At 55.9% G+C, this 23,851-nt stretch carries 20 protein-coding genes; 12 read left to right on the plus strand and 8 right to left on the minus strand.

Annotation, left to right across the window (positions count from 1 at the left end; all coding sequences use genetic code 11):
- Positions 1–3: 3 nt before the first annotated feature.
- Both QMG27_RS12335 and QMG27_RS12340 read right to left on the minus strand, forming a co-directional pair.
- A complete protein-coding gene (locus QMG27_RS12335; protein ID WP_281811748.1) occupies positions 4–1,992 on the minus strand; it encodes a PAS domain S-box protein in 1,989 nt (662 codons plus the stop codon).
- Positions 1,992–6,044, minus strand: a complete 4,053-nt coding sequence (locus tag QMG27_RS12340) for a YhdP family protein (protein WP_281811750.1) — start codon at positions 6,042–6,044, stop codon at positions 1,992–1,994. Before QMG27_RS12340 ends, QMG27_RS12335 begins: the two co-directional genes overlap by 1 nt.
- Before the next feature lie 12 nt (positions 6,045–6,056).
- On the opposite strand from QMG27_RS12340, the gene glnE reads away from it, so the two are divergent.
- Positions 6,057–8,774 (plus strand): bifunctional [glutamate--ammonia ligase]-adenylyl-L-tyrosine phosphorylase/[glutamate--ammonia-ligase] adenylyltransferase, encoded by a 2,718-nt coding sequence (glnE, locus tag QMG27_RS12345; protein WP_281811752.1) that lies wholly within the window; start codon positions 6,057–6,059, stop codon positions 8,772–8,774.
- Here glnE and rfaE2 read toward each other — a convergent pair whose 3' ends face one another.
- On the minus strand, positions 8,775–9,278 hold the full coding sequence (rfaE2, locus tag QMG27_RS12350; protein ID WP_281811754.1) for a D-glycero-beta-D-manno-heptose 1-phosphate adenylyltransferase: 504 nt from the start codon (positions 9,276–9,278) through the stop codon (positions 8,775–8,777).
- Positions 9,279–9,319: 41 nt separating this feature from the next.
- The gene (locus tag QMG27_RS12355; RefSeq protein ID WP_281811756.1) at positions 9,320–10,291 is read right to left on the minus strand and encodes a cobalamin-dependent protein; all 972 of its coding nucleotides are present in this window, start codon (positions 10,289–10,291) and stop codon (positions 9,320–9,322) included.
- A gap of 99 nt (positions 10,292–10,390) precedes the next feature.
- Between QMG27_RS12355 and QMG27_RS12360 the strand changes: the two genes are divergently transcribed.
- Genes QMG27_RS12360 through QMG27_RS12385 form a run of 6 tightly spaced genes read left to right on the plus strand, consistent with a single transcriptional unit; the run spans position 10,391 to position 15,571 of the window.
- On the plus strand, positions 10,391–10,975 hold the full coding sequence (locus QMG27_RS12360; RefSeq protein ID WP_281811758.1) for a glutathione peroxidase: 585 nt from the start codon (positions 10,391–10,393) through the stop codon (positions 10,973–10,975).
- Entirely contained in the window at positions 10,975–12,267 is a 1,293-nt protein-coding gene (locus QMG27_RS12365; RefSeq protein WP_281811760.1) for an FAD-dependent oxidoreductase, read from the plus strand. The genes QMG27_RS12360 and QMG27_RS12365 overlap by 1 nt, the downstream gene beginning before the upstream one ends.
- Positions 12,264–13,043 (plus strand): DUF1365 domain-containing protein, encoded by a 780-nt coding sequence (locus QMG27_RS12370; protein WP_281811761.1) that lies wholly within the window; start codon positions 12,264–12,266, stop codon positions 13,041–13,043. Before QMG27_RS12365 ends, QMG27_RS12370 begins: the two co-directional genes overlap by 4 nt.
- 17 nt (positions 13,044–13,060) lie before the next feature.
- Positions 13,061–14,296, plus strand: coding sequence for a cyclopropane-fatty-acyl-phospholipid synthase family protein (locus QMG27_RS12375; protein ID WP_281811764.1), 1,236 nt, complete (start codon positions 13,061–13,063; stop codon positions 14,294–14,296).
- 18 nt (positions 14,297–14,314) lie between these two features.
- Entirely contained in the window at positions 14,315–15,100 is a 786-nt protein-coding gene (locus tag QMG27_RS12380; RefSeq protein WP_281811766.1) for an SDR family NAD(P)-dependent oxidoreductase, read from the plus strand.
- A 12-nt stretch (positions 15,101–15,112) separates the two neighbouring features.
- A complete protein-coding gene (locus tag QMG27_RS12385) occupies positions 15,113–15,571 on the plus strand; it encodes a nuclear transport factor 2 family protein (RefSeq protein ID WP_281814668.1) in 459 nt (152 codons plus the stop codon).
- 45 nt (positions 15,572–15,616) lie between these two features.
- Here the strand turns inward: QMG27_RS12385 and QMG27_RS12390 are convergent, their stop codons facing one another.
- Positions 15,617–16,231 carry a glutathione S-transferase N-terminal domain-containing protein gene (locus QMG27_RS12390; protein WP_281811767.1) on the minus strand — a complete coding sequence of 205 codons (615 nt, stop codon included), beginning with the start codon at positions 16,229–16,231 and terminating at the stop codon, positions 15,617–15,619.
- A gap of 83 nt (positions 16,232–16,314) precedes the next feature.
- On the opposite strand from QMG27_RS12390, the gene purB reads away from it, so the two are divergent.
- Together purB and QMG27_RS12400 are read left to right on the plus strand one after the other, a co-directional pair.
- Entirely contained in the window at positions 16,315–17,721 is a 1,407-nt protein-coding gene (gene purB, locus QMG27_RS12395) for an adenylosuccinate lyase (protein ID WP_281811769.1), read from the plus strand.
- A gap of 14 nt (positions 17,722–17,735) precedes the next feature.
- Positions 17,736–18,296, plus strand: coding sequence for a YaeQ family protein (locus QMG27_RS12400; protein WP_281811771.1), 561 nt, complete (start codon positions 17,736–17,738; stop codon positions 18,294–18,296).
- A gap of 28 nt (positions 18,297–18,324) precedes the next feature.
- On the opposite strand, the gene QMG27_RS12405 is transcribed toward QMG27_RS12400, so the two are convergent.
- Positions 18,325–18,804, minus strand: a complete 480-nt coding sequence (locus QMG27_RS12405; RefSeq protein WP_281811773.1) for a DUF3717 domain-containing protein — start codon at positions 18,802–18,804, stop codon at positions 18,325–18,327.
- Positions 18,805–18,883: 79 nt separating this feature from the next.
- Between QMG27_RS12405 and QMG27_RS12410 the strand changes: the two genes are divergently transcribed.
- Positions 18,884–19,243, plus strand: a complete 360-nt coding sequence (locus QMG27_RS12410; RefSeq protein WP_281811775.1) for a phage holin family protein — start codon at positions 18,884–18,886, stop codon at positions 19,241–19,243.
- Here QMG27_RS12410 and QMG27_RS12415 read toward each other — a convergent pair.
- On the minus strand, positions 19,205–20,779 hold the full coding sequence (locus QMG27_RS12415; protein ID WP_281811777.1) for a M48 family metalloprotease: 1,575 nt from the start codon (positions 20,777–20,779) through the stop codon (positions 19,205–19,207). The two genes, QMG27_RS12410 and QMG27_RS12415, sit on opposite strands and share 39 nt — an antisense overlap.
- A gap of 67 nt (positions 20,780–20,846) precedes the next feature.
- Here QMG27_RS12415 and moaC point away from each other — a divergent pair, with 67 nt between their 5' ends.
- Complete coding sequence (gene moaC, locus QMG27_RS12420) at positions 20,847–21,323, plus strand: cyclic pyranopterin monophosphate synthase MoaC (protein WP_281811779.1); 477 nt, start codon at positions 20,847–20,849, stop codon at positions 21,321–21,323.
- A 36-nt stretch (positions 21,324–21,359) separates the two neighbouring features.
- Positions 21,360–22,115 carry a glycosyltransferase family 2 protein gene (locus QMG27_RS12425; protein ID WP_281811781.1) on the plus strand — a complete coding sequence of 252 codons (756 nt, stop codon included), beginning with the start codon at positions 21,360–21,362 and terminating at the stop codon, positions 22,113–22,115.
- A 12-nt stretch (positions 22,116–22,127) separates the two neighbouring features.
- Here the strand turns inward: QMG27_RS12425 and QMG27_RS12430 are convergent, their stop codons facing one another.
- Positions 22,128–23,813 (minus strand): O-antigen ligase family protein, encoded by a 1,686-nt coding sequence (locus QMG27_RS12430; protein WP_281811783.1) that lies wholly within the window; start codon positions 23,811–23,813, stop codon positions 22,128–22,130.
- Positions 23,814–23,851: the final 38 nt, after the last annotated feature.

Consider the following 23,851-nt stretch of genomic DNA (forward strand, 5'->3'; position numbering starts at 1 on the left):
TGATCACGATTGTGGCAGGGTAAAACCAAACACGGTGCCTCGCGGAATATTGGGTTGGTGGCTTAAAAAGCCGCCGTGTTGTTCGACCACCGTGCGACACAAACTCAACCCTAAACCCATACCCTCTTGCTTGGTGGTGAAAAAGGGGGTGAAGAGTTTTTCGGCCACACCCTCTGGGATGCCATGGCCCAAATCGGCCACCAAAAACTCAATCCATCGGCTGCTGGCGTTGGACGCGGCACGGCGCACCGCGAGGGTGAGTACCTTATGGGGGGTGTCATCCGCCATGGCCTGCATGCCATTGCGCGCCAGATTAAGCAACACTTGTTCAACCATGGTGCGGTCACACAAAACGGGTGGCAAATCGGCCGGGCAATTCACCACCACGCGCACGCCCAGTTTGCGTGCTTGCAAACTCACCAAAGGCATCACGTCGTCTAGTAGTGCACGCGGTGTTACGGCCTCACGCGCTTGGTCTCGGCGGCGCACAAAGTCATGCACACTTTTAATGACTTTGCCTGCGCGTTCTGCTTGCTGCGCGATGCGTTGAATCGCCGTGCCCAAGGTTTCTGCGAGCTGCGGGTCTTTGTTGGCCGCATCCTCGAGCAAATTCATGCTCCCTGTGGCGTAACTTGAGATCGCGGCAAGCGGCTGGTTCAATTCATGACTCAGCAACGAAGCCATTTCGCCAACGGTGGCCAAACGAGCGGTGGCTTGCAAACGCTCTTGGCTGGCACGCGAGACTTCTTCGACACGACGCTGCTCGCTGATGTCCAGCACAGCACCCATCCAACCCGTTTGCTCACCCAAGGCATTGATGAGTGGCGCCTCGAAAATCAACACCGGAAAACGTTCACCGTTTTTGCGCATGAACACCGACTCGGCACCTTCGCGTGGCGGGGCGTTGCCAGCCAAACGAAGCGCTTGGCGTTGACCGTACTCATCCACCATTTCGGGCGGCCAATACGGCGCTGGAATGCTTTGGCCAATCAGTTCTCTCGCCTCAAACCCTACCATCTCACAAAACGCGGGGTTCACATAGGTGATGCGACCTTGCTTGTCGCGCGCGCGCAATCCTGTGACCAACGAATCTTCCATGGCCTTGCGAAAAGCCAAGGCATCGGCCAGGTCCAATTCGACACGTTGGCGTCGACGCATGTCGCGCGCCAGCATCAGCAACACCGTCACCAAGGCAATGGCCATGGCGGTCACCAAGGCCGTGAGGACGTTCGGGAACAAATCGGGCGCACCCCGCCAGCTGTCCATTCGAAGAACCATGGTGTGACCAGGCAAGTCCAACAACTGCTTGGCCACGAACATGCGTGAACCACGACGCGCGGTGCCATGCATCGCCAAGCGCGTGCCATCAGACTCCGTGAAAGACACCTCTTGGCTGCGCGTGAGTTGAGGCCCCACCATGTTGACCAATATTTCACTCAACGAATACGTGGCGATGGTGTAGCCCGTCAGCACCCCATCGGTGATCACTGGCAAACACAAATCCATGATTTCCAAACCCAAGCCATTGGACTGAGGCACGTAGGTGCTGGTGCCATAACCAGGGCCACTGTGTCGCCGTGCGACGCCGCACGCCTGCACGACTTCGGGCTGATTGGCCTCACGTCCATACCGGCTGAACACGGGCGCACGAAAAGGCGTGTCGATGCTTTTGATGACGCGTAAATTGATGTCGCGCAACTCTAGGCGTAACCACTCGCGGTGCTCACGCATCATGGTGGGGGCTTCATGCTCCCACGGCGAGGCACTGCGGTCTGCGTATTGCAAGGCCTGCAAACTTTGTACGTTGCGCGTGAGGGCTGTGCGAATGTCGCTGACAGCGTCTGCCGCATCGCGCTCTAAACGGCTCTGCTCTTGCCCAACCTCATAGCGTCCCGCCAACCACACCAACGTACTGAGCATGGTGAGGACCAATGCCATCAACAAGCCCCACAAGACCCAACGGCGAATTTGCGGAGCAGGGGCGAACCACATCAGTCGACCTTTGTGACGCGAGGATCTGACCAAGTGCCATCGACGTGGAACTCACTGGTCCCAGCGCGAATCAACGGCTTGCTCAACACCATTTGTGCCAAATAACTGGTCAAACCGATCAACGGGTTGATCGTGGCCACGTAAAGCGAAGCCGTGCCGGCATTGATTTCGGGAACCACCACCACCTTAAGGTCTTGGGTCTCACGCACCAAATCTGCTCGACCCTCAATCAAGGCTCCCGCCACAACACCTTTCATTTGCAAGTTGTTGGTGGAGGCAATGCCTCGCTCGATGCGCAGATCGCCACGCACGAAATCAAACGCAAACCCATCGCTGAACAGGTCGCTGAAATCGAGTGTCAATCGGCGTGGCAACGCCTGCAAATTCAACACACCCAGTAGACGCGCAGCCCCTGGCTCGGTTTTAAGAAATTGCCCCTTGTCGATGGCCAGGCTCATCTTGCCGCTCATGCTCGCGTAATCCAGCGTGATGGGCGAACCTTGCCACGCCACTTCGCCTTCTAAGCGCCCTTCGCCATCACGAATAGCACCAGGCGTTCCCAAACGAGTCAACAAATCACCGCTGTCACGAATGGCCAAAACAAAGCTCAACTGCGTGCGACGTGCGCGAGGGCCATCCGCCACCCAACTGCCATTGGCTGTGAAATTGGCCTCTGGCATTTGAAGGTTGAGTTTGTTCAAACGCCACTCGCGCGTGGCGTTGTTACCCCCACGATTGACCGCTTCAATTTCCAAGCGACCGAGTTTTTTGCCGCGCAAAGTCAGATCCGTCACCACAATATCCAAGGTGGGAATGCTGCTGGGTTGATCGCTCAGCATGCGCTCCACATCAGGCACCGAGCTTGGCGGAATATTGAGGTACGCCAACCGCACAAAAAGCTGCGCAGGCACATTGCCATTGGGTGGACGCACTTCGGCTGAGCCGTTGAGTTCATCGGCCCCGATGTTCAATCGCCACAAGTCACCCTGGCGGGTGCCCCCGACCACCACTTTGTGAATCCAACGGTCTGACACTTTGATTTGGCCGGCTTGCAAGGCAGCGAAGGTGGGCATGTAGTCTTGCGCGTCGTCGTCGAGCGCTTGCACGCCCACCAAGGGGCTGGCGTTGGTTTTGCGCTTGATGGGTGATGTTCCGGTGAGTTGGGTCAATGCCGTGTTCCATGCGTCCATGTCCACTGTTGGCAATTGCAAATTCAACGTCACCGCGTTATCGCGCATAGGCACCGCATCAATGACGGACTGCCCCACCGCAATGCCGCCCCGCACCACGCGAGGGCGTGCCCCGCTGAGATCGCGGACATAGATCACAGACAGCAAACGATCCAACGTCACCGTGATTTGATCGTGCAACACCTTTGACTTAGGCGCCAACGACTCTTTGGTCAGTTGCGAAGCAATGCGTAACGGCATTTTGGCGGCTGCCGCCTTGTTCAAAGGGGCGGGCAAGCCAAGTGCCATGCCATTGAGCTCACTGGTGATGACCAACTCTGGATGGCCCTGGCGCAACCCCAAGGTCGCGTTGTAGTTAGTTTTACCCGAGGCACGTTGTGCCAAGCGCGATGCAAAGCCCAGTTCACGGGCTTGGCGCAAACCCTCAGCGGTGAGCGTGCCATTGATTTTGAGTTGCAGCGCGGTTTGGCCTTCTTGCGCCACAAAAGACAAGCCCCCGTCCAAGGTGCTTTCTCCACCCAATAACTGCGCCTGCACACCTTTGAGCGTGAACCCTGTTTCGCTGAACTGCAACGTGCCCCGCGTGCGATTGAGTACGGGCGTGCCGGGTATCACTTGCAACGCGTTGTCTGAAAAATCCACCGAGCCTTGCACTTGTGTTTGGTTCAATTGTTGGATCGGCAATGTCAAGGCGAGCTTGTAGGCAGCATCTCCGCTGGCTTGGCTTTTGTTCAACACGGCGCCTGTCAACTCGTTCAAGGCAGTTTTGGTCACCGTGTCGAGCACTTGTTGCAAAGGCCCGCGTGCTTCGCCTGTGACGCTCACCACGGTTTGCGTCAAATCAGGGATGTGCGCTTGCACTTTTTGCCAAACCACATCGGGGGCACCGACCAGTTGGGTGCGGCCCTTGAAATGCATCGAACGGCGATCAAACACCAGCTCACCATTGACCTTGGTCAGTGCTGGCCAAACAGATGCCGTCTTGGTTTTAGCGGGTTCGCTGGGGACATAGGCATAGTGCCCATCCACCACTTGCGCCACCACGCGGAAATCTCCTTGTTTGGCGTTGTCAAACGGCATGTCCTCTAAACGGCCTCGCAAGCGCAAGCTGGCTTGACTTGCTTCGCCTGCTTTCACGGCTTGCTGTACATACAAACGCACATCTGCAGGCAATGTGTTGGGCAGGTAGCGATGCACATGCGCCAACTTGGCGCGTCCCAATGACGCAGTCAAGTCCAACACGCCGGGTAAACGCGCAGACCCTTCGCCCGTTTTCCAACTGCCGTTGAATTCGCCGCTCACATCGTCATTCACCACGCGACCTTGGTTGAACTGAACCGCCACATCGTCGCCCTTGGTTTGCCAAGCCAATTGCGCAGAAGCCTCATGCAGGGCAATGCGAGGCTCATCCAAGCCCCATGGCAATGTCAAACTGCCTTGGTGGATATTCACATGTGCTTTGCCGCCTTTTTGGGTCACATCAAATTCGACTTGCGCCGACTGCACACCCGGCATCTGCGCCAGCCAACCTTCTGTCGATGTATCGCGCTCAAGACTGAGGCCGCGCACTTGCCCCTTGGCTGTGAAATGCAAGGGCTGGTTGTCCATTTTTTTCCAAGTCGCTTTGAGCTGGTTGACTTGACCCTGCGGTTGCATGCGGACCAAAAGCGCTCGCCAATCTTCGGGCAAAGGCAAGCGCTGGCTGATTTGATTCAATGCATCTAAGTCCAAGCGGTCAGCGTGAAAGGTGCCAGATGCCAAGGTGTCCGCCGCCCAACTCACGCGCACCACGCCACCAGGCCAGTGCTCGCCTTCTTGGGTATCAAATACCAAATCGTGGCTACTGAGCTCGATCTCACCACCCGCCGACTGCATGGCAACGCGTCCGTGCACATGTCGCAAGCTCAGAGGCTGCAAATTGGCACCTAGACGTGCATCCACGGCATCGAGCGCTACATCAGCCGTCAACCCATTGAACTCGCCTTTTTGCACATCCGCCCACAGGCGCACAGCACCCCGACCTTCTTGCAATGACAGACCCTTGTCCATCGCCACCCATTGGCGCAAGCTGGCAAGGCTCACGTAGGGCAGATGGACAAACATTTCGCCTGACCACTTGCTCAAGTCTCCTGCAGCCTGCCAAGGGAGTTGAAAAAATTTGCCTTGCACCGACACACGCTGACCCAATGCGATGGGAGGCGTGACGTCGGCACGCAACTCATGCCTGAACCATTCGTTTTGAATCGAGACATCTACCCCTTGCAGCGTTAACTCTGTTGCAGTCGCTTGCATGACCGCACTGCGATGCTCATCGCGCCAATGCAAGACGCCGCCGCGCACCACCCATTGCGGCTGAGAGAAGAACCAGTCGGCGCCACCACCTTCGCCACCCACTTGCGTGTCTAAGCCCGCCACCCACACATGGCCATTGGCATCGCGACGAATTTCCAACTCTGGCTGGTCAACCGCCAATTGCTCAAATCGTCCACGCAACACGGACAAGGGCGATACCGCAGCCATCACGCGAGGCAAGCGCAAAGCTTCACGCCCCTCTTTGTCAAACAAGCGAATGTCCTGCAGCTCGAGCCACGGCACCCACCAACCCCCTTGGACGTTGACGGCACCCAGCTCAACCTTTAAACCCAGAGCACGTGTGGCTTGCTGCTGCAACGTCTCGCGGTAGTCCCCAATTCGCGGCACAATGAAAACGTGCAGGGCACTCCAAGCCATGAGCACCACAAACCATGCCACGACCAGCAAGCCCAGCATCCATTCGAGCGCACGTCGCCAACCCGACTTGTGGGCCAAGTCAAGCAATGGGTCGTAGGAGCTTGGGTTCACTGAATCAGACAAATGTTTCACAGCGCTAGCAATATGACTGGAATTATCCCCTCCCCCATGCAAGATTTGAGTGCCCATTCGCGCTTCGTGCAACGTTTGCGTCGCCGCTACGCGAATGAGCTGCATCTGCTAGCGGAGGGAGCACCCGTTTTGGCCACGATGCAGGCTTGTTTTGAGGCTTTGCGTCAAACCCACAACTGCAGCAACGCCTTGCGCATCTTGCGCCAGTTGGTGATGGAACGCTTGGTGGTGCTGGACTGCAACCATCGCACGGACTTAGATGTCATTACCCGCGCCGTGACTGAGCTGGGTGAGTTCACACTGGACGCAGCCTTCAAAGATGCCCAAGCCCAGCTAGACGCGAGCTATGGCATGCCCACCACGCCCAACGGCGAACGTGCCACCCTGTGGATCATTGGCATGGGCAAATTTGGCGCGCGTGAGCTGAATGTATCGAGCGACATCGACCTGATTTATGTGTATGACGAAGACGGCGAAACCACAGGTTTGCCAGATGGCCGAGGCCGCATCAGCAACCACGATTACTTTGCTCGCGCCGTCAAACTGATTTATGCCTTGATTGGCGACACCACGGAGCACGGTTTTGTGTTTCGTATGGACTTAGCCTTGCGTCCCAATGGCAATTCAGGCCCAAGCGTGGTGTCACGGCAAGCCTTGGAAGAATATTTCTTGGTACAAGGTCGCGAATGGGAGCGCTTTGCTTGGCTCAAAAGCCGTGTGGTCGCCCCCTTCAGCGCACAAGCCAATGCGCATGAGTTGCGTGACACGGTGTTGCCGTTTGTGTTCCGCCGCTACTTGGACTACAGCGTCTTTGAGTCGCTGCGGGGTCTGCACCAACAAATTCGTAACCACTCAGCCAAGCAAAGCGCTGGACGCCCTGAACGCGCGAACGATGTGAAGCTCTCGCGTGGCGGCATTCGTGAGATTGAATTCACAGTGCAACTGCTGCAAGTGGTGCGCGGTGGTCATTTCCCTGAGTTGCGCACGCGCCCTACCTTAGGCGCTTTGCAACGGGTGAGCCAAGCCAACTTGATGCCAGCTGCCACCGCCGAGGCGCTGACAAAAGCTTATGTGTTTTTGCGACAAGTCGAACACCGCATTCAGTACTTGGACGACCAACAAACCCATGTGCTCCCCACCAACGACGATGACTTGAATTGGATGGCACTCACGCTAGGTTTTGGCGACACCAGCGACTTTTTGGCACAACTCGACGCCCATCGTGAATTGGTGGCACAAGAGTTTGACCGTTTGCTGGGACTGGGCGAGAAAACAGAGGCCAAAGCCAACGGCGAATGCAAAGGCTGCACACCCAAGAACGACTATGTGGATTTGGCTTCCTTGCTGCCTGATTTGAACGAGCGCTTGCGCGAGCGCGTGGCGCATTGGTCGGAGCAGCCGCGCATTCGGGCCTTGCGTGATGACGGTGTGCAACGCTTGCTCAAGTTGTTGCAACGCACCAATGCGTGGATTGATGACGGCCGCGTGAGCGAGGAAGCCGCAGTGCGTTGGAGTGACTGGATGGAGCCATTGCTTCGCCGCGAAAGCTATTTGGCTTTGCTGATAGAGCGGCCTCGTGTGCACGAACAACTCATGCGTTTGCTTGGGCTGGCACGCTGGCCCGCTAAATATTTACAGCAGCACCCTGGCGTGATTGATGAACTCGCAGGCGAAGCCTTGCTGGCCGAGCGCTTTGTGCCAGCGGAGTTTGAAGAAGAGCTAGAGCGTCGTTTGGCATCCCTGCAATCCACTGGACAAGCCGATGAAGAAACGTTGCTCAATCTGCTACGCCGTGCACACCACGCCGAAGTGTTCCGTACCCTGGCGCGAGACGTGGAAGGTCGCATCAGCGTCGAACAAGTAGCGGATGACTTGAGCGCCTTGGCTGACAGCGTGCTCAAAGTCACCAGCCGCTGGGTGTGGCAAAACTTCAAACAACGCCACCGTGATGAGCCCTTGTTTGCCATCCTCGCCTACGGCAAATTAGGCGGCAAAGAGCTGGGCTACGGCAGCGACTTGGACATTGTGTTTGTTTACGAAGACTCGCATGAACGCGCAGGCGAAATTTATGCAGCCTATGTGCGCAAACTCATCAACTGGTTGACGGTGAAAACCGGTGATGGCGATTTGTACGAAATCGACACCGCCTTACGACCCAACGGCAACTCGGGCCTCTTGGTGTCGACGTTTGACGCTTATGCTGACTACCAATGTCAGCGTGGCGAGAACACCGCGTGGACGTGGGAACACCAAGCCATGACACGCGCCCGTTTTTGCTTGGGCTCCGCCGAGTTGCAAGTCCACTTTGATGCAGTGCGTGCAAATGTCATCAACGCCAGGCGCGACCAAACGGCTCTGCGTCAAGAGATTGTGGCTATGCGCGACAAACTCCGCGCTGCCCACAGCGTCAAGCCCGAGTTGTTTGACGTCAAACACAGCGCAGGCGGCATGGTCGATGTGGAGTTTGCGGTGCAATACTTGGTGTTGGCACACGCCCAACAACACCCCAGTTTGTTGGCCAACGTGGGCAATATCGCTTTGTTGCTCAGCGCCGAAAAAGCGGGCTTGCTACCTGCGGGAGTAGGTGAAGCTGCAGGCAGTGCGTACCGTGAGTTACGAAGAATTCAACACCGCGCACGCTTGGACGAGCAACCTACACAAGTCCCAGCGGTGAATCTAACGAAAGAAGCAAGCGCCATTCAGGCGCTGTGGCATGCGGTGTTTGGCTGATCAGCCTTGACGAATTTTCTTCACCAACGCCGTGGTGGAGTAGCCATCGACAAATGGGATCGCTTGGGCACGCCCGCCATAGCTTTCGACCACTTGGGTTTCGGCGAGTTTGTGCATGTCGTAGTCGCCGCCCTTGACCAACACATCGGGCCGCAGCTCGGTGATGAGTTCCAGGGGTGTGTCTTCGTCAAACCATGTGACCAAGCTGACCGACTCCAAAGCCGCCATCAATGCGGCGCGGTCAAGCTCATTGTTCAAAGGGCGATCTGGGCCTTTGCCCAAACGGCGCGCGGAAGCATCGCTGTTGAGGGCCACCACCAAGCTGCCCCCTAAGCTGCGGGCTTGTGCCAAGTACGAGGCGTGACCGCGGTGGAGTACATCAAATACGCCATTGGTAAACACCACTGGGCCATTGGCTCGCAATGCTGCCATGCGTTGCACCGCCTCTTGACGCGAAGCCAGTTTGGACAGAAAAGCAGGAGGTGAAAAAGTAGAGTCGCTCATGGTGGTGCCATTCTAGGTGGGCCACACCGCGACTCAGCCGATCATGACCAACTGTTCGCTTGGCGCTCTGCTTTGCTTTTGTGTTGACGCCATTGTTTCACGGCCTCGTTGATGGCAGCCAGGTCGTGCATGACACACACGCGATCAATTTGTCGACGGCGCAACGCGGGGGCTGCACCACCAGCCCACACCTCCACAGAATCTGGCAACAAGGAATTGAGCTCCATCAAACCATCCACCACATGGTTGGGATTCATATTGACGCTAAAGCTCAAAGCCACCACATCTGCGCCGTGCGCTCTGGCTGCTTGTGCAATGTCACGCACAGGTGTTTGGGTTCCCAATGACACGCAGCGGCAACCTTGCAATGTGAGCAAACTCTCGACCATCAGCAGACCCAAGCCATGCGCTTCTTGCGGAAATGTGGTGAGCAGCACCGTGGGCTCCCCACCGCTGGCCGCTTGTGGAATCGCGACGATCGCTTGTCGCATCAAACTACCCGCACACTCGGTGTACAGATGCTCTTCATGCACCGCCAAATCACCACGCGCCCAGCCATCCCCCACCAGTGTGGTGAGCGGAGCCACCACATCGATCACAAAATTTTGCAGGCCATGCTGCGAGAGAGTTTTTAACAACTCTCGGCGTAGGCCTTCATGGTCTTGGGTTTTGAGCATCTCAATGTAGCGCATCAAATCTTCACGCACCTGCCCAGTGCCTCTAGTCTGACCTTCTTTCAAATGCGCCTCGCCACGACTCAAGTGTTGTAAGACATCCATCGACAACGCCACGATGCGCCCAGGACGGTGGCCCTGGTCCATCAACCGCTTGATCACCCGTAACTTCTCAACCTGCGCCATGGGATACGTACGCTCATCGTTCGCATCACGACCTGGCATGGGAAAGCCATAGCGACGCTCCCAGACGCGCAAGGTGTCTTTGCCAATGCCCGTATCACGCTCAACAGCAGCAATCGACAACGTCAAATTTGAATGGTCATCACGTGAGTTCATGACATGGAATCTCCCGTTGGTGAAAATGGAGAATAATTCTGTCCTAGACAAAAATGGAATACTACGCCATGATTGTCCTCTATTCGGGAAGGGCTTGGCATGAAATATCGTTTTGTTTTGATCTTTTTTTCTTTGTTGACAAGCCTCAGCGGGGCAAAGGCTGCCTCGGATGGCGCCACAACTGGGATTGACGCCTGTCCACGGGTGTTGCAACACACGGTTGCGCGTTTGCAAGACGAAAAGCCTCAGAACCTGTGTCAGTACGCCGGGCGCGTGGTGGTTGTCGTGAACACCGCCAGTTTTTGCGGGTTCACCTCACAGTACAAAGGACTCGAGGCCTTGCACGCCAAATACAAAGACCGTGGCTTGGTGGTGTTGGGCTTTCCCAGCAACGATTTCTCACAAGAGCCTGAGAGCAACGCCAAGATTGCCGACTTTTGCGAAAACACCTTTGGGGTGAAGTTCCCTATGTTTGTCAAAACCACGGTACGGGGCAAAGATGCATTACCGCTCTACCAGCAACTCGCCGAACAAACTGGCACAACACCTAAGTGGAACTTTTACAAATACATCATCAGCCGAGACGGCAAAGACATCAAAAGCTACAACAGCATGACAGGCCCACAGGACAAAAGCTTTGTTCAAGAAATTGAAAAGCAGCTCGCCGCGAAAGGTACGTCTTGATGAAACCTCGTATAGCCATTGTAGGCTCAGGCATATCGGGTCTGTCAGCTGCGCACCATTTGCAGGGCCACGTCGAACTGACCCTGTTTGAAGCCGGCGACTACTTCGGTGGCCACACGCACACAGTCGATGTGACCTTGCCCACATCTACGGGCATGCAAACCCACGGGGTGGATACCGGATTTTTGGTCTACAACGAACGCACCTACCCCGGTTTGATTGGCTTGTTTGAGACCCTAGGCGTTGAAACCGCGCCCTCAGACATGTCGTTTTCAGTGCAAGTGCCACACGCCAACGGCAAGGGCGCATTAGAGTGGAATGGGGCCAATCTCAACACCGTGTTTGCACAGCGCAGCAATTTGCTCAAACCTCGCTTTTTGCGCATGCTGCAAGATGTGATTCGTTTCAACACCTTGGCCACCGAGCTGGCCGAACGCAACCAAGACCATGAGTTGGCGCAACCCCTGAGCGGTTTTTTGTTTTCGCACAAATTCAGCGATGCGTTTCGCGACTGGTATTTGTTGCCCATGTTGGGGTGCATTTGGAGTTGCCCCACTGATCAAATGCTCAAGTTCCCCGTGGCCACCATGATTCGGTTTTGTCACAACCACGGCTTGATCCAAGTAAACAACCGACCACAGTGGTACACCGTTGCAGGCGGGGCCCGCCACTACGTGGAAAAAATCGTCAGCCAAATCACCAACAAGCGACTCAACACACCCGTGCAACGCATCGTGCGCGATGCCCACAGCGTGACGCTGCAAACCCACGCCGGGGCAGAGCGATTTGACCAAGTGATTTTGGCCAGCCATGCGGATCAGTCTTTAGCCATGCTCGCCGAACCCACAGCGCAAGAGCTCGCCACGCTGAGTGCCATTCGTTACCACCCCAATCGTGCGGTGCTACATACCGACACGTCGGTGATGCCGCAGAAAAAATTGGCCTGGGCGGCCTGGAACTACGAGCGAGCAGCACAAGACAGCACAGAGTCCACCCGGGTGTGTTTGCACTACTGGCTCAATCTGTTGCAACCGTTACCGTTCACACAAAACGTGATCGTCTCACTCAACCCAGTGCGTGACATCGATCCAGCCCATGTACTTGGTGAGTATGAGTACGCACACCCCGTGTTTGATCTGCCTGCCATCGAGGCACAAACCCGCATGGCTGAACTGCAAGGCCAACACCACACATGGTATGCCGGCGCGTGGATGGGCTACGGGTTCCATGAGGACGGATTCAAAGCTGGCCGCGCAGCGGCGCAAGACCTACTGGCACGACTTGCCGCATGAACCGCCAAGCACCCGCGCCATCACCACAGGCCTTGATCGGCTTTGGCCAAGTGCGTCACACGCGCTTGCGCCCCAAACGACATGCTTTCGCCTATAAGACCTTTTTTTTGATGCTCCCCATGCGAACCTTGTGCGCACAGGGGCATGAGCACCTGCCTATCAACCGTGCAGGTGCCATCAGTTTCCATGACGTGGATCACGGCGATGGCCGCCCTCTGCAAGCGGGCGGTGCTCTTGCATGGCTCGATGATTTGCTGCACAGCCAAGGCATTCATGACGCCACGGGTGAGGCGTGGTTGCACTGCTACCCGCGCGTGCTGGGCTACACCTTCAAACCCGTGAGCTTTTGGCATTGCCACACGGCCGATGACCGCTTGCGTGCGATCGTTGTCGAAGTCAACAACACCTTTGGCGAGCGTCATTGCTACTTGTTGGATGCCCCTCGCTACGGCCATGAACAGCGCGCCAGCAAAGTGTTTCATGTGTCTCCGTTTTGCCAAGTAGAAGGCGACTATCGATTCCGATTCATGCGCACAAAAAATCGCACCATCGCTTGTGTTGACCACGACGATGCGCGTGGCCCCCTGATTCAAACCAGCGTCAGCGGACAGCTTGAACCCATCACAGCGGCCCAGCTACGGCATGCCCTTTGGGGCTACCCCCTGATGACACTGATGGTGGTGGCGCGCATTCACTGGCAGGCCTTGAAGTTGTGGCTCAAGCGTGTGCCTTTTTTCACCAAACCCTCCCCTCCCCAAGATTTTGTGACCCGTTGATTGAAAGAGCTTCTGCCATGAACACCACCACCAGCCATGCCTTGCTTTCGAGCACAACGCACACACCACCTCGCAGCGTACAGCGCGTCATAGCCCTGCTGCAACGCTTGAAACACGGCACACTGCATGTGCAGTGGCCCGATGGGCGTGTCGAGCAATTTGGTGACGCGTCCCCTGACGGCAAAGGCCTGAATGCCACCTTGCATTTGCACAGCTGGGCACCACTGACTCAAGCCTTGAAATCTGGCGACATTGGTTTTGCCGAAAGCTACATTGCGGGTGAATGGACCACGAACAATTTAGCTGACTTGTTGCAGCTCCTAGTAGCCAACCGTCGCGACATGGAGGCTTTGATTTACGGACACTGGCTGGGCCGCTTGTTTTATCGCGTGCGTCATTTGCTCCACCGCAACACACGCAGCAACAGCAAGAAAAACATCCATGCCCACTACGACCTCGGCAATGCGTTTTATGAGCTGTGGCTTGACCCCACGATGAATTATTCATCTGCATGGTTTGACAACGACCGCACGCAGCCTATGGCTCAAGCACAAACCGCCAAAGTGCGCCGCGCCTTACGTATGGTCGACGCCAAAGCAGGCGATCGCATTTTGGAAATCGGTTGCGGCTGGGGCGCTCTTGCCGAACTTGGCGGTCAAGAATTTGGTGCGCGCATGAGCGGCGTCACCTTGAGCCACGAACAACTCGCTTTCGCCAACGCGCGCATGCAAAGGTTGGGCTTATCCAACACCACCGATTTGCGTTTGCAAGATTACCGTGACATCCATGATGGCCCCTACGACGCCATTTGCTCAATTGAAATGTTAGAGGCCGTGGGTCAAGAATATTGGCCCACGTATTTCGACACCGTAGCGCGTTTGTTGAAATCTGGCGGTAAAGCGTGCATCCAAACCATCGTGATCGATGACACCCTGTTTGATCGCTACGTCAAAAGCACCGACTTCATCCAGCAATACATCTTCCCCGGCGGCTGCTTGCCTTGCCCGCGCGAGTTCCGCAAGCAAGCCGAACGTGCAGGCCTGAAGGTGATCGACGAGTTGGCATTTGGACTGGACTACGCCGAGACCCTACGCCGGTGGCGTCACCAATTCATGGCCGATAAAGCACACGTGTTACAGCTTGGATTTGACGAACGATTCATTCGCATTTGGGAGTTTTATCTGGCGTATTGCGAAGCCGCATTTGAACAACACAACACCGATGTGGTTCAATTCACCTTGATCAAACCTTAAACCGTCTACTGCTTGCCGATGTCCCTCTTTTTCAAGCCCATGAATCCACCGATCCAAGATTGGCGAGGTAGAAGTGTGTGGCTGATCGGCGCCTCCAGCGGCATCGGCTTAGCGACAGCCAAAGCGCTGCATGCAGCAGGCGCACGCGTGGTGGTATCCGCGCGTAACGCCGCAGCGTTGCAGCAATTTGTGGATGCGCATCCTGGTGCACAAGCGGTTGTACTGGACGTCACCGACAAAGAGGCCATCACTGCGGCAGCCCGGTACGTTAGAAGTCAACAAGGTTTGGATGTGGTCATGTACTGCGCCGGCTATTACCAAGCGGTACGTGCGTCCACCTATTCACTGCCCGAGATGCTGAAGCATCAAGAGATCAACTACACCGGCGCCCTACGCGTCCTAGACGCGGTCATTCCCGAACTGCTGCCGCAACAGCGTGGGCACATCAGTTTCATTTCTAGCGTGGCCGGTTTTCGCGGCTTGCCCAAGAGCTTGGCCTACGGCCCCACCAAGGCCGCACTCATTAACCTTGCTGAAGCCTTGTATTACGACTTGTCCGTTCACGGCATCGGCGTCAGCTTGATCGACCCAGGGTTTGTTGCAACACCCCTGGTTGCTGGCAATGACTTTCCCATGCCCGCACTCATCACCCCAGAAATAGCAGCCCAAGAAATCCTAAAAGGGTGGCGAAAAGGCGAATTCCACATCCATTTCCCCAAGCGCTTCACGCGCTTGTTGTTGCTGTTACGAGTCTTGCCCTACCGCGCATACTTTGCCTTGGTTCGCCAAGGTACGGGCATGTAAAAACCCATGGACATGCACGCAACGCCCGACACAGTTGAAGCGGCCGCACAACGTGTGGTGGTATTTTTTGAGAACTTGCAACCCTCCGATCTCACTCGCCTTGAGACAATTTATACCGCTGATGCGTGTTTCAAAGATCCCTTTAACGACGTGCAAGGAATTGCGGCAATCAACCAGATCTTCGCCCACATGTTCGATGCACTTGACGCACCTCGTTTTGTGATCACGCAATGCGTGCAGCAAGACACGCAATGCTTCGTGACATGGGACTTTTTGTTTGCGATACCACGCATGAACCAAGGCGCCACCCAAACCATACGTGGCGCTACCCACTTAGTCCTGCGAGAAGAGCACGGCATGTGGCGCGTGGCTGTGCACCGCGATTACTGGGATGCCGCTGAAGAGCTGTACGAAAAGCTGCCTGTTTTAGGCAGCCTGATGCGCTGGCTCAAAAAACGGGTCAACCGTTAACTTCATGACCTCACAAAAAAGCCCTTCAGTGAAGGGCTTTTTGTATTAACTTGGCACTGTGTCTTTGAAGCTTTGACGTTGTGACAAGCGCTCATACAACGCAGCCAAATTTGGATGCTGCCCACGCCAATCAATTTGCGGGAAACGGAAATCCAAGTAGCCAACTGCAACGCCTACGGCAATATCTGCCAAGCTCAAATGAATGCCGACACAATTGCTTCGCTCGGCCAATGCTCGGTCCATAGCAATCAAACTGTCATCGATTTTTTTCAGTTGACGATCAATCCATGCCTGGCTGCGTTCACCTTCTTTGCGGCCTGGCCAAGTAGCCTCTAGGCGAGCCAAGATAGCGGCATCCAACAACCCATCTGACAAAGCTTCCCAAGTTTTCACTTCGGCACGTTCGCGGCCAGCGCCAGGAATGAGCTTGCCCACTGGCGAGAGCGTGTCCACGTATTCAACGATGACACGTGAATCAAACAAAGCCTCGCCGCCTTCCATGATGAGGCACGGCACTTTGCCCAATGGGTTAGAGGCAGAAATGTTGGTGTCAGCCGACCACACGTCCTCATTCACAAACTGGTAATCCAGTTTTTTTTCGGCCATGACGATGCGCACTTTGCGCACATAGGGGCTAGTGGTAGAACCAATCAGTTTCATATGGTTTCGCTTGTTTTCTAAGGCCTCATTTTATCTGGCTAGGCGTATACATGTCACTGGAGGCGACCACCTAAAATCAAAGTATGAGCAATACCCACAGCCCCCTCCACCCCAACGTTTCCCAAGTGACCGCCTTATCGCCTTTAGATGGTCGCTACGCCAGCAAAGTCTCTGCCTTGCGCCCCCTCATGAGCGAGCAAGGCTATATGCACCGCCGCGTGCAAGTTGAAATCGCATGGTTCATCGCCTTGAGTGATGCCGGCTTTGCCGAGTTCAAACCTTTGAGCGCCGCCTCGCGCGAGTATCTGATCAGCTTGGTGACCAACTTCAGCACCGAAGACGCCTTGGCCATCAAGGACGAAGAGAAGGTCACGAACCACGACGTGAAGGCCGTGGAGTATTGGATTAAGAAAAAATTCAAAGGCCACGCCGAGCTTGAAGCCGCCGCCGAGTTTGTGCACTTTGCTTGCACCAGCGAAGACATCAACAACACCAGCCACGCCTTGCAAATTCAAGCCGGCCGTGACCAAGTGATCTTGCCCGCCATCGACGGGATGATCGCCAAACTGCGCGACATGGCCCACGCCTATGCCGAGGTGCCCATGCTCAGCCGCACCCACGGCCAAACCGCCAGCCCCACCACCGTGGGCAAGGAAATTGCCAACATCGTCATGCGTTTGCGCCAAGCACGCGAGCGCATTGCCAACGTCAAGATCATGGCCAAGATGAACGGCGCAGTGGGCAACTACAACGCACACATGTCGGCTTGGCCTGACTTCGACTGGGAAGCCTTCAGCCGCAAAGTGGTGGAAACGCCCGCGCCTTTGGGCTTGGGTCTGACCTTCCAGCCCTACAGCATTCAAATTGAACACCACGACTACATGGCCGAGTTGTTTGACGCTGTGGCACGCACCAACACCATTCTGATTGACTGGGCACGTGACGTGTGGGGCTATGTGTCGCTGGGTTACTTCAAGCAAAAGCTCAAAGACGGTGAGATTGGCTCGTCCACCATGCCGCACAAAGTCAACCCCATTGACTTTGAAAATGCCGAAGGCAATCTGGGCTTGTCCAATGCAATGCTCAAGCACCTGAGCGAGAAGCTGCCCATCAGCCGCTGGCAACGTGACCTGACCGACTCCACCGTGTTGCGCAACATCGGCGTAGCGCTGGGCTACGCCGCGTTGGCATACCAATCGATGATGGTCGGCCTGAACAAACTCGAACTCAACGAAGAAGCCTTGGCCGCAGACCTCGACGCCGCATGGGAAGTGTTGGCCGAGCCCATCCAAACCGTCATGCGTCGCTACGCGGTGCAAGGCGCGTACGAGCATTTGAAAGAAGCCACACGTGGCAAAGTGGTGCGCCCCGAAGACATGCACAAGGTCATCGAGGGTTTGGCCATTCCTCAATCGGAAAAAGACCGCTTGCTGGCCATGACGCCTGCGAGCTACGTGGGCAAAGCGGCCGAGCTGGCCCGTCGCGTCTAAGCGGCGGCTGGCTCATGGCACTCAAATCCACCATCTTCAAAGCGAACGTTCAGATCGCCGACATTGACCACGGCTACTACGCCGACCACGCGCTCACGCTTGCGCGCCACCCCAGCGAGACCGACGAGCGCATGATGGTGCGCTTGGTCGCGCTCTCGCTGCAAGCACACCAGCTGCAAGACCTCTGCGGTGGCGATGCCACCCTGAGCTTTGGCGCGGGCTTGTCTGACCCCGACGAACCCGATGTGATGTTGACCGACTTCACCGGTCGCAAACGTTTGTGGATTGAGGTGGGCCAGCCCGAAGAAAAGCCCCTGCTCAAAGCGTGCAGCAAGGCCGACCAAGTGGTGTTGTATGTGTTTGCCAGCTCAGGCGAGGTGTGGTGGAAGACCATGCAAAACAAACTCATCAAGCCCACGGCTCTAGAAATTTGGCGTATTCCAAGCAGTGCCTCGCAAGAGTTGGCGCAACTCGCCGAGCGCAGCATGCAACTGCAAGCCACGATTCAAGAAGGTGCATTGATGCTCAGCAATGGCTCACACACCGTCACGATTGAGTGCGAGCGCTGGAAATAAACCAATCGCACACACAGACAAAGCGCACTTAAGGTGCGCTTTTTTCTTCCCCGTCTGCTTTCACGTCGCTCTCTGGATCAGGCGCGCCAACATCGACAGACGCACAGGCCAAGGCACGCTCAGCGTATTTATTAAAACGCCAAGACGTGCCGATCATGGTGATACGCCGCCAAGTACTGCGTTTTTCAGCGGGCGACATCTCCGGCCAATACTGCACCTCTTCAAATGTACGGCCACAGCCTTTGCATTCTTCATCACCTTGGCTGGTTGAACAAATGGCAATACAGGGTGCATCGGGCGTGGTGCGATACCAAGCCAACCACGCGTCATACGCTTTTGCAGGAAAGCCCTTTTCCGCCGCCTCTTCGTGGTGGTAGTAAATCATCAAGGCATACACCTCCGCCAACGCGCGAATTTCGGGCGCAAGCGTCACGCCATCAGGCGAGGGCTTTTGTTCGCGCCAATAGTTGATGGCCGCTTCTATGTCGGTGATGTGAATGCCAGCCATCGCGTTAGAGTCTGTTACCTAAAAATGCAGGTGAAAGTCGGGGTGTGGATGATAGCGGCAATGCTATGCTGATCGCGCAATGAAACTACTTTTAACTTGGGTACTGCATGCCACCGCCTTGATGGCTTTGGCACATTTTTACAGTGGCGTTGAAGTCACGAGCTTTGGATCGGCCATGACGGCAGCCTTGGTCATTGGCATCTTCAACCTGATTGTGCGGCCAGCTTTGGTGGTGCTGACCTTGCCTGTGACATTCTTCACACTGGGTCTGTTCTTGTTTGTCATCAACGCCGTCATGTTTTGGGCCGCCGCTGGATTGCTAGAAGGTTTTTGGGTGCGCAGCTTTGGCTCAGCCTTGTTGGGCTCGCTGATTTATTCAGCCTTTGGCGTGGTGATTGACTCAGCGCTCGAGCGCTTGTTCCCGACGGAGCTTCTCTAACTCGCGTAAACGGGCGTCAATGATGGAGGCCTCCATGTGGCCCGCCGCATCCAACTGTTTTTCGCTGGCCATTTGATGCGCCAGCAACTGTGCCGCCTTGAATCGATCCACCGCAGCGGCATAGTCCAACTCCATCGCGCGTGCCTCTGCTTGTGCGCGAATGGCACGTAAACCATCGCCTTGCAGCTCAAAAGCCGAGGCTTGTACCAACCAAGCAGTGGCATCTCTTGGGTGCTGGCTCAGCCACAAAGACATATCACTCGCGGCTAATTTGCCCTGCGCTGGTTTATGTGTGGCAACCCGACTTTGCGCCAGCTGAATACGCGTGGCTCGGTCGTTGTTTGCAAGAGCCGTTGCCTTGACTTCTAAAAGAGCTACGGCTTGGTTGGCGTCTCCACTGGTCAATGCCATCTCTGCAGACAACAAGCGAATGACGCGTTGTGCGCTGGCATCTAATCCGGTCAAGGCTTGCAAACGGACGAGGTGTTGGCGGGCTTCACCAAAATTGCGCTGGGTCAACTCGGCCAAAGCCGCACCATACAAAACACCGGCTTGTTTGGCCTTAGGACTTATTGCCAAGCCACTGGCATGCGCCTGTGCGGCTAGGGTACGCAAAACATCCACGCCCGGCTTGACCAACACCTGCGCCCGCGCGGCCATCATGGCATGCAGCGATGTTGTGGGTATGAGCCCACGCTTGGGCATGAGCTGTTGGCGGGCTTGCGCATCAGAAATGCGCTCCGTCGTCATGGGGTGGCTACGCAAATAGGGGAATGAGCCGTTGTCATTCAAACGGGCCGCTTGCTGAAGTTTTTCAAACATACCGACAAAGCCTTGTGGCTCGTAGCCTGCCTCGGTCATCACGCCATAACCCACACGGTCCGCCTCACGCTCCATGTCGCGTGAAAAATTCAACTGGCTTTGAATTGCAGCGGCCTGTCCACCCACCATCACCGCATTCGCGGCGCTCATGCCACTGGCACTGGGTGTACGGCTAGCCGCCAGCATGCCCAAAATCATCGCGCCCATCACCATCGGGCCTTGACGCCCCTGCTGCGCAATCATGCGTGCTATGTGGCGTTGTGTGACGTGGCTCAATTCGTGCGCCAACACCGAGGCCAACTCATCGCCGTTACTGACCGCTGAAATCAGCCCCAAATGCACACCCAAATAGCCCCCGGGCAGCGCAAACGCGTTGATGCTGCGATCCCGAATCAAAGCCACATCCCATGCAAATTGCTGCTCTAGCTCTGGCGTTAATTCCCCTCGCTGACGCGCCGACGCGAGTAGCGGTTGCCAAATAGATTGCAAGTAGTCGCCCAAAACCGGATCGTCTAAGTAATCAGGATCACGGTAAATTTCGCGCGCAATGCTTTCACCCAAACGTCGCTCCACGCCCAAGGGGACTTCTGCGCCGTCCCCCAAATTGGGCAAGCGATTACCTTGAGACTGCGCCTGCAATGGCGCTACAGGTAGCACCATGGCAAAGCAAATTGCCAACACGCCTAAACGGCGCTGCCAATGGGACAGAAGCATTGAAGAAAACATATGAGCCATGCGCCGTATGATGCGGCTTTGATGTTAACCCGTTGTAAATAAGCGCATGTCCACACTGACCCACTTTGACGCACAAGGCCAAGCCCACATGGTGGATGTGGCCGACAAGGCCCACACCAAACGCGTGGGCGTGGCCACGGGCCGCATTGTCATGTTGCCCGCCACCTTAGCGTTGATTCAAAGCGGCACAGCCAAGAAAGGCGATGTATTGGGCATTGCACGCATTGCGGGCATTCAAGCGGCCAAAAAAACCAGCGATTTGATCCCGCTGTGCCACCCACTTGCGCTGACGCGCGTGGCCGTCGAGTTTGCAATTGAAGAAGCCACACACAGCGTGCAGTGCACCGCCACGGTAGAAACGGTGGGCCAAACTGGCGTCGAGATGGAGGCGCTTACCGCTGTGCAGGTAGCGCTGCTCACGATCTATGACATGTGCAAAGCGGTGGACCGTGGCATGACGATGACCGATGTGCATTTGTTGGAAAAGCATGGCGGCAAATCGGGCAGCTACGTCGCGGCATAAATTTTTCCTTCTACTCACCCACACCCTCAGCACATCATGGCCACTCTCAGCATCATCATTGCCGCTAAGAACGAAGCACGCAATATTTCTGACTGCGTTCAATCAGCGTCGTTCGCTGACGAAGTCATTGTTTTGGATTCAGGCAGCACCGACGGCACAGCGCAATTGGCCGAAGCAGCCGGCGCGAAAGTTGTTTCCACTGACTGGCCTGGTTATGGTCCACAGCAATCGCGTGGCATCGGGCTTGCCACTTCAGATTGGGTTTTGTCGTTGGACGCTGATGAGCGCATCAGCCCAGCGTTAAAAGCAGAAGTGCTGGAGGCCATCCAAAGCAACCGTGCCGATGGTTATCGCTTGCCCCGTCTGTCTAGCTTGTGCGGCACATTCATTCACCATGGTGGCTGGCGACCTGATTACACCTTGCGCCTCGTCAAGCGCGAAAAAGCCGGGTTCACCCATCACTTCTTGCATGCGCACATGACAGTTGATGGGACAAAGGCTGACCTCAAAGAAAGCTTGATTCACTACAGCTATCGTGACTTAGACGATGTTTTAGAGAAGCTCAACCGCTACGCCTCAGGCAACGCCAAGGACCTGCACAACAAAGGCGTTAAAGGCTCTTTCAGCAAAGCCATTACCCATGGCATCTGGGCATTTTTGCGCACCTATGTGTTTCGGGCTGGCTTTTTAGATGGGCGGTACGGTTTTATTTTGGCGGTCTACAACGCCGAAAGCACGTATTACAAATATCTGAAATTGCTGGCTTTGCAAGAACAACGCGATCAGGTTTGAGCTCAATCGCTCTTACTTGATCGATTGCTGCGCCTGTTTCGCGTCTTCTAAGCGCTGCGCTAACAGCTGCGTTTGTGTCTCGTGTCCTAGCAACTGGCCACTGTCAATAGCCCGTTGTACAACCCTTGCTTCAGGCGAGTAATGCATTAACCGTTGCGCTTGCGAATACACACTGGCTGCGTTGTCTTCATTCACGGTTTGCGTGGTCAGCTCAGCAAAGTCGGCTTGGTTTTTAAAGAGCCACGATTGCTTGGCATGGTGCAAAGGGTTGTCTTTGTATGCCGCATCACGCGAAGCAGCTTGTCGATAGATTTGACCGACGCGGTTGAAATCCCATGCGGCATACAAACATCCGATGAATAAGACGGCGGCCACCAGCATCGGGCCCTCTTGCCGAGCTTGCACCGTAGGGGCATTGTGTTGGGCCCACAACAAGCCAATGGCTAACCCCAATGTCATTTGGAACGGGCCGTACCAAAGCGGGTACTCCAGCAGGCTGTGCAAACCGAGCACCACCACCAAGCACCACGCCATCACACGCCATGGATGCTGTTCGCGCCACGGTGTGCGACGCAAAATCCATACACCGATGATCGCCATCACAGCCAATGCAAACGGCACACCAAACTCCAGCGCCAAATGCAAAGGAAAGTCATGTGCGTTGTCCAACATGTCGCAAAAACGCATGCTGCTGTACGCAGTCATGAAGTGCGCATAGTCGGTTTCACCCCAGCCCCAACCCAACCACGGATGCTGCGCAATCAGCGCGAGCACATTGCTCCACAACACACGACGACCGCCACAGGCTGCGTAGTCTTGTGCTTGACCTGTGACGCGCAAGATCATGCTGGCACCCCATTCACCTGTGGTTTGCAAAGCCAGCCAAGGCATGATGACTGACCAAACAGCCACCAACACAGGCGCGGCCAAAGCCAGCCATACCACGCCCTTGAGCTGTGCCGCTTCATTCTTGAGGCTGCGCCAAGCCCACAGCGCCATCAGCGCGCCCACAAGCGCCCATTGCACAGCCCCCGTGCGTGATACCGAGCAGGCCACGCCAGCGGCGAGCACATTGAGCAGCACCAAGGCCAAACCCCAGCAAACCTGCGTCATCGCATTGACTTTTGCACGTGCCGCAATCCAGCCCAGCACAGCCACAAGACCTAAACTGGTGAGCGATGCAAATTGGTTACGCTGTCGCAAGTTGGCAAAAGCATCGCCCTTGAGCGGCTGGTTCACCCAAGGTGACATCTCACGCGCCAAGCCCAAATACTGCAACGCCCCCAACACGGCACTGATGACCGCCGCCACCAATAAACCGGCGACCAACCAACGCAACAAGCCCTCATCTGCGGCGGCACGTCGCCCTACCGCAACCATGAGCCACACACACAGCAGCGAAGCCATCAAGCCCATGGTCAAACCGTGATCCACTACTTGCGGCACAAACACCAAAGATGCAGCCAAGCAAACCACCATGACGCTGCACACGGCCACATCTAAGCGTGTCCAGCGCGGCTGGGCCAACGGCAGCTCCACGACCGCCAGCAAGGCACAGGCAGCCATCATCCAACTCACCAACAGCGGGATGACCGAGGTCGATGGACTGCTGGCAAACGGATTGAGCCAGGGCAAGGCCACGCACAAAAGCAGTATGAGATTGCGCATGAAGATGCTTTGGCTAGCGGAAGAATTCATGGCCAGATTTTCCACCACTCACGTTCCAGATCGACGAA

Origin of the sequence: Limnohabitans sp. MORI2, from assembly GCF_027925025.1 — a bacterium.
Classification (GTDB): Bacteria; Pseudomonadota; Gammaproteobacteria; order Burkholderiales; family Burkholderiaceae_C; genus Limnohabitans.

Excerpts from the sequence above, each read along its gene's own strand:
- QMG27_RS12360 (WP_281811758.1), top strand. The coding sequence starts at position 10,391 with ATGAAATATCGTTTTGTTTTGATCTTTTTTTCTTTGTTGACAAGCCTC.
- QMG27_RS12355 (WP_281811756.1), bottom strand. The coding sequence starts at position 10,291 with ATGAACTCACGTGATGACCATTCAAATTTGACGTTGTCGATTGCTGCT.
- QMG27_RS12365 (WP_281811760.1), top strand. The coding sequence starts at position 10,975 with ATGAAACCTCGTATAGCCATTGTAGGCTCAGGCATATCGGGTCTGTCA.
- QMG27_RS12410 (WP_281811775.1), top strand. The coding sequence starts at position 18,884 with ATGAAACTACTTTTAACTTGGGTACTGCATGCCACCGCCTTGATGGCT.
- QMG27_RS12380 (WP_281811766.1), top strand. The coding sequence starts at position 14,315 with ATGTCCCTCTTTTTCAAGCCCATGAATCCACCGATCCAAGATTGGCGA.
- QMG27_RS12385 (WP_281814668.1), top strand. The coding sequence starts at position 15,113 with ATGCACGCAACGCCCGACACAGTTGAAGCGGCCGCACAACGTGTGGTG.
- QMG27_RS12415 (WP_281811777.1), bottom strand. The coding sequence starts at position 20,779 with ATGCTTCTGTCCCATTGGCAGCGCCGTTTAGGCGTGTTGGCAATTTGC.
- rfaE2 (WP_281811754.1), bottom strand. The coding sequence starts at position 9,278 with ATGAGCGACTCTACTTTTTCACCTCCTGCTTTTCTGTCCAAACTGGCT.
- QMG27_RS12400 (WP_281811771.1), top strand. The coding sequence starts at position 17,736 with ATGGCACTCAAATCCACCATCTTCAAAGCGAACGTTCAGATCGCCGAC.
- purB (WP_281811769.1), top strand. The coding sequence starts at position 16,315 with ATGAGCAATACCCACAGCCCCCTCCACCCCAACGTTTCCCAAGTGACC.
- QMG27_RS12335 (WP_281811748.1), bottom strand. The coding sequence starts at position 1,992 with ATGTGGTTCGCCCCTGCTCCGCAAATTCGCCGTTGGGTCTTGTGGGGC.
- QMG27_RS12430 (WP_281811783.1), bottom strand. The coding sequence starts at position 23,813 with ATGAATTCTTCCGCTAGCCAAAGCATCTTCATGCGCAATCTCATACTG.
- QMG27_RS12425 (WP_281811781.1), top strand. The coding sequence starts at position 21,360 with ATGGCCACTCTCAGCATCATCATTGCCGCTAAGAACGAAGCACGCAAT.
- glnE (WP_281811752.1), top strand. The coding sequence starts at position 6,057 with ATGACTGGAATTATCCCCTCCCCCATGCAAGATTTGAGTGCCCATTCG.
- QMG27_RS12375 (WP_281811764.1), top strand. The coding sequence starts at position 13,061 with ATGAACACCACCACCAGCCATGCCTTGCTTTCGAGCACAACGCACACA.
- QMG27_RS12405 (WP_281811773.1), bottom strand. The coding sequence starts at position 18,804 with ATGGCTGGCATTCACATCACCGACATAGAAGCGGCCATCAACTATTGG.
- QMG27_RS12370 (WP_281811761.1), top strand. The coding sequence starts at position 12,264 with ATGAACCGCCAAGCACCCGCGCCATCACCACAGGCCTTGATCGGCTTT.
- QMG27_RS12390 (WP_281811767.1), bottom strand. The coding sequence starts at position 16,231 with ATGAAACTGATTGGTTCTACCACTAGCCCCTATGTGCGCAAAGTGCGC.
- moaC (WP_281811779.1), top strand. The coding sequence starts at position 20,847 with ATGTCCACACTGACCCACTTTGACGCACAAGGCCAAGCCCACATGGTG.